The organism is Streptomyces sp. NRRL WC-3549 (assembly GCF_000721935.1).
Classification (GTDB): domain Bacteria; phylum Actinomycetota; class Actinomycetes; order Streptomycetales; family Streptomycetaceae; genus Streptomyces.
Genome location: NZ_KL585425.1, coordinates 118,296 through 122,904, shown reverse-complemented (window position 1 = coordinate 122,904; position 4,609 = coordinate 118,296). Strand labels below are relative to the sequence as shown.

5 protein-coding genes and 2 pseudogenes are annotated in these 4,609 nt (G+C 72.0%); 5 read left to right on the top strand and 2 right to left on the bottom strand.

Annotation, left to right across the window (positions count from 1 at the left end; all coding sequences use genetic code 11):
• Window positions 1-222: pseudogene (locus IH13_RS0128305) on the top strand (DedA family protein); the annotation flags it as partial.
• A gap of 8 nt (window positions 223-230) precedes the next feature.
• Here IH13_RS0128305 and IH13_RS0128300 read toward each other — a convergent pair.
• On the bottom strand, window positions 231-761 hold the full coding sequence (locus IH13_RS0128300) for a gamma carbonic anhydrase family protein (protein WP_031088824.1): 531 nt from the start codon (window positions 759-761) through the stop codon (window positions 231-233).
• Window positions 762-938: 177 nt separating this feature from the next.
• Between IH13_RS0128300 and IH13_RS0128295 the strand changes: the two genes are divergently transcribed.
• From IH13_RS0128295 to IH13_RS0128285, 3 genes and pseudogenes are all read left to right on the top strand, one after another.
• The gene (locus IH13_RS0128295; RefSeq protein WP_031088822.1) at window positions 939-1,697 is read left to right on the top strand and encodes an acyltransferase; all 759 of its coding nucleotides are present in this window, start codon (window positions 939-941) and stop codon (window positions 1,695-1,697) included.
• Between the two features lie 216 nt (window positions 1,698-1,913).
• Window positions 1,914-2,675 carry a VOC family protein gene (locus IH13_RS0128290; RefSeq protein ID WP_031088821.1) on the top strand — a complete coding sequence of 254 codons (762 nt, stop codon included), beginning with the start codon at window positions 1,914-1,916 and terminating at the stop codon, window positions 2,673-2,675.
• Between the two features lie 161 nt (window positions 2,676-2,836).
• Window positions 2,837-3,280 (top strand): annotated as a pseudogene (locus tag IH13_RS0128285) (YbaK/EbsC family protein); the annotation flags it as partial.
• Between the two features lie 265 nt (window positions 3,281-3,545).
• Here IH13_RS0128285 and IH13_RS0128280 read toward each other — a convergent pair.
• A complete protein-coding gene (locus IH13_RS0128280; RefSeq protein ID WP_031088819.1) occupies window positions 3,546-3,962 on the bottom strand; it encodes a CoA-binding protein in 417 nt (138 codons plus the stop codon).
• Window positions 3,963-4,044: 82 nt separating this feature from the next.
• On the opposite strand from IH13_RS0128280, the gene IH13_RS0128275 reads away from it, so the two are divergent.
• On the top strand, window positions 4,045-4,609 hold a 565-nt coding region (locus IH13_RS0128275), incomplete at its 3' end, for a YigZ family protein (protein ID WP_031088817.1).

Here is a 4,609-nt window from a genome sequence, read left to right as displayed (position 1 = left end):
ATCCTCTGGGCCGGCGGCACCACCGCCGTCATCTACTCGGTGGGCGTGGTCGCGGAGGCCTGGCTCAAGCGCTTCTCGTGGCTGGGCCTGGTGCTCGCCGTCCTCATCGGCCTCACCTCGATGCTGGTCCTGAAGAACCGGGCCAAGAAGGCCGGACAGCAGGCGGCGGACAGCCCGGCGGGCCCGGCCGAGGAGCCGGACGCGGTGCCCGCCGCCGACTGAGCCGGCCGTCAGGCCTCGTGTGCCGAACGGTGCGCCTTTGCCAGCTCCACGTAACCGGCCGCGTTGAACGCGATGCCCTCGCGCTCCTCCGGGGTCAGTTCCCGCTTGACTTTCGCGGGCACACCGGCGACCAGTGACCCCGGCGGCACCTGCATCCCCTGCGGTACGAGGGCCTGTGCGGCGATCAGCGAACCGGCTCCCACACGTGCCCCGTTGAGCACCGTGGCGCCCATGCCGACCAGGACGTCGTCCTCGATGACACATCCGTGCAGGACCGCGTTGTGGCCCACGGAGACCCGCGCGCCCACGGTCAGCGGGAACCCGGGGTCGGTGTGGACGCTGCAGTTGTCCTGGATGTTGCTGTCGGGCCCCAGCGAGATCGGGCCGCAGTCGGCCCGCAGCACCGCCTGGTACCAGACGCTCGACCCGGCGGCCAGCGTCACCTCGCCCACGACGACGGCGGTCGGTGCCACGAAGGCGTCCGCGTCGATGTCCGGCTCCTTGCCGCCGACGCCGGTGATCAACGCCTGCTCCGCCATGACGTACTCCTCGCTGCCGTCGCGGTGACCGCGGTCCTGCCGCGGCCTCCGCGGTTCCCACCCGGAGGCCCTGTGCCACAGGAACCGTAAGGGACGGCCCCCGGCGCCCCGGCGGGTGGGGTGAACATCACATCCGGGGGCGCGAAGGGCCCCGGCCGGGCGGACTACCGTGAACAGGTGCCGAAGAACCGCAACACACCCTCCCCGACCGCCCGCTGGAGGCGCCGGATCCTGTCCCGTGCCGTCCACCGGGGCTGGGCCTGGGTGCGGGAGACCGGCGCGGTCACCGCGCAGCACCCGGGGCGGTTGCGGTTCGGCCGCATCGGCACGGGCACCCGGCTGGCCTTCCCGCAGGGCACCGTCTTCGGTGAGCCGTGGATCGAGCTCGGCGACCACTGCGTCATCGGTGAGCAGGTGACGCTCACGGCGGGGTTGATGCCCGATCTGGACCTGGGCGCGGAGCCGATCCTGACCCTGGGCGACGGGGTCGTCCTGGGGCGCGGCAGCCACATCGTGGCCGACACCACGGTGACGATCGGCTCCGACACGTACTGCGGACCGTACGTCTACGTCACCTCGACCAACCACAGTTACGACGACCCGCACGAGCCCGTCGGCAAGCAGTGGCCGCGCATGGAGCCCGTGGTGATCGGGCCCGGCTGCTGGATCGGCACCGGAGCGGTGATCCTTCCGGGCGCCAGGCTGGGCCGCAACGTGGTGGTGGCGGCGGGAGCCGTCGTACGGGGAGCGGTACCCGACCACGCGGTGGTGGCGGGGGCACCGGCCCGGGTCGTACGCAGCTGGGACCCGGAGAAGGGCTGGCAGCCGCCGCTGCGTACGCCGGCACCGGTGCCGATTCCCGAAGGGACGACGCCCGAGCAGTTGCTGGCGGCGGTGGACCTGGCCGACGGGGACGCCTCACGGGTCACCGGCTGAGGCTCCCGCCTCCTGCCGGCTGACCGGCCCGGGCTCCGACATGCCGTCCCCGCCCCCGCTCGGCGGCCTCCCTGTGAGGCTCATGGCGGCGTGGACGGGACGCGTTTTCGACCCTCTGCGGCCGGCACCGGGGCGCATCCGTCAACCAGTTGACCGGACGGCACCGGCCGGGCAGGCTTCAGGCTCGACTTGCTTCCCCTGCCGGGAGACCGACGGATGACTTCTCACCTGCACGCGCTGTGTGTCGATGCGCGGGAGCCGCTTGGTCTCGCGCGCTTCTGGGCGGCCCTCCTCCGCTGGGACGAGCCTGCCGGACCCTTTGACGGCGTCACGCTGCTGCCCGGTGACGACACCGGGTTCCGGCTTCTCTTCCTCCCGGCCCGGGAGCGGAAGAGAGACCGGAACCACATGCACTTCGACCTGACGAGCGCCTCCCTCGACGACCAGAAGCAGGTGGTGGAGAGGGCGCTCGGACTCGGCGCCCACCACATCGACGTCGGTCAACGCCCGGAGGACGGGCATGTGGTCCTCGCCGACCCGGAGGGCAACGAGTTCTGTGTCATCGAGCCGGGCAACCGCTTCCTCGCCGAGTGCGGGTTCATCGGGGCGCTGGCCGGTGACGGCTCGCAGGAGACCGGTTACTTCTGGAGCCGGGCGCTGGGCTGGCCGTTGGTCTGGGACCAGGACGAGGAGACCGCGATCCGCTCACCGCACGGCGGCCCGAAGATCACGTGGGGTGGTCCGCCCCTGATGCCGAAGACGGGCAAGGAGCGGCTGCACTTCGATCTCGCTCCACCGCCCGGCAGCGACCAGCGGACCGAGGTCGACCGGCTCGTCTCGCTCGGGGCGACCCGCGTCGAGACCGGCCAGGGAGGCGCCGGCGAGGGAGGCGTCGGCCACGGGGGTGCCGGCCGGGTCCTGATGGCCGACCCCGACGGTCACGAGTTCTGTGTGCTGCCCCCCTCTGACCCCCGTTGAGCGCGGTGCTCGGTGCCGGCCAGGTCACGGCGGCAGGGAGGGCCGAACGCGGCCGACTCGATCCGGTGACGACGCCAGACGGCAACTGAGCGGGCCACGGAGGCTGTTAGCGTGACCCGCATGCGCGCACCACTGGGTCCGTTCGAGGACGTCTTGTTCCCGCCGACCAGATCATCTATGTCGACACCGACCCGGCGATCGCCGACACGGCCGTCCTGGTCGAGCACTACGGTCCGGAGCTGCTGGACCGGTCGGCCAACTGCTTGGTCGTCAAGGGCAAGAGGGGCGGTCTCGCCACCTTCGCCGCCTGCGTGGTGCTCTCCCGGGCCCGGGTCGACGTGAACGGTGCAGTACGCCGGCACCTCGGGGCCCGCCGGGTGACCTTCGCCCCGATGGACTCGGTGGTCGGCGAGAGCCGCATGGAGTACGGCGGCATCACACCGGTGGGCCTGCCCACGGACTGGCCCCTGCTGCTGGACCCCGCGGTGGTCGACGAGGAGTGGGTCCTGATCGGCAGCGGCCGTCGGCGCGGCAAGCTGATCGTCCCGGGTAAGGCCCTGGCCGCTCTCCCCGGAGCCACCCTGGTCGAGGGCCTGGGAATCTGACCCGGGACCCCAGGGGACGTCAGCCTTCGGAACGCGGGCGTGACCGGCGCCCGTCCGGTCCGAGCGCCTCCCGTGACGCGTCCGCCACTGCCCCGGCGTCCATGCACGCTGCACGCGTCGGGGCATGGTCCGGCAGCACAGCGCCCCGCTCCACACCCGGCCCCGCACCGGGAGTCAGTCTCCGTGTCGTGGTTCACATCGCCTGGTCGTGCGCGGCCTGCGGCACCACGCCTCCCGGGCCGGGTGCCGCGTCAGGACGGGCAGGTCAGGCGCGGCCGTCCAGGCGGGGTATCTCGATCGCGGGGCAGCGGTCCATGACCATGTCCAGGCCCGCCGCACGCGTCCGCTCGTATGCCGCCTCGTCGACCACCCCCAGCTGGAACCAGACCGCCTTGGCGCCGGCCGATACCGCGTCGTCGGCGACCTGACCCGCGAGGTCGCTGTTGACGAACACGTCCACCACGTCGACCGGGAAGGGTATGTCGGCCAGCGAGGCGTACCCTCGCTCGCCGTGGACCGTCTCGGCCTTGGGGTGCACCGGCACGATCTTCTTGCCGAAGCGCTGAAGGACCTCGGCCACCCCGTACGCCGCCCGGGAGCGGTTGTCGGAGAGGCCGACCACGGCCCAGGTGTCACCGGTGTCCAGAAGAATCCTGCGGACCGTCTCATCGTCTGCGTACATGCCCGGACAACGGACGGTGGCTCCGGACCATTCCCCACGTACGGGTGAACGAGACGGTGGACCGGGCGCATAGGGTGGACTGATGCAGGAGCAGTACCGGACCGTCGCAGGCACAGGTGTACACGAGACCGAGATCAACCGCTCGCGGTTCCTCTGCGCGCTGAGCCCAGCCGCCACCGAGGAGGAGGCGCAGGCGTTCGTGGCGCGTGTCCGCGCCGAGCATCCCACCGCCACCCACAACTGCTTCGCGTACGTGATCGGCGCGGACGCCTCCGTGCAGAAGGCCAGTGACGACGGCGAGCCGGGCGGCACCGCCGGGGTGCCCATGCTGCAGATGCTCCTGCGGCGCGAGGTGCGGTACGCGGTCGCCGTCGTGACCCGTTACTACGGCGGGGTCAAGCTCGGCGCCGGCGGGCTCATCCGTGCCTACGGCGGAGTGGTCGGCGAAGCCCTCGACGCGCTGGGCACGGTCACCCGGCGGCGGTTCAGGCTGGCCACCGTGACCGTCGACCACCAGCGTGCGGGAAAGCTGGAGAACGATCTCCGCGCGACCGGCCGGAACGTGCACGATGTGCGTTACGCGGAGGCGGTCACCATCGGGGTCGCGCTGCCGGACGCCGACGTCGACGGTTTCAGGGCCTGGCTGG

Bases quoted from the DNA above. Each gene is read 5' to 3' on its own strand.
- IH13_RS0128290 (WP_031088821.1), top strand. From the start codon at position 1,914: ATGACTTCTCACCTGCACGCGCTGTGTGTCGATGCGCGGGAGCCGCTT.
- IH13_RS0128300 (WP_031088824.1), bottom strand. From the start codon at position 761: ATGGCGGAGCAGGCGTTGATCACCGGCGTCGGCGGCAAGGAGCCGGAC.
- IH13_RS0128280 (WP_031088819.1), bottom strand. From the start codon at position 3,962: ATGTACGCAGACGATGAGACGGTCCGCAGGATTCTTCTGGACACCGGT.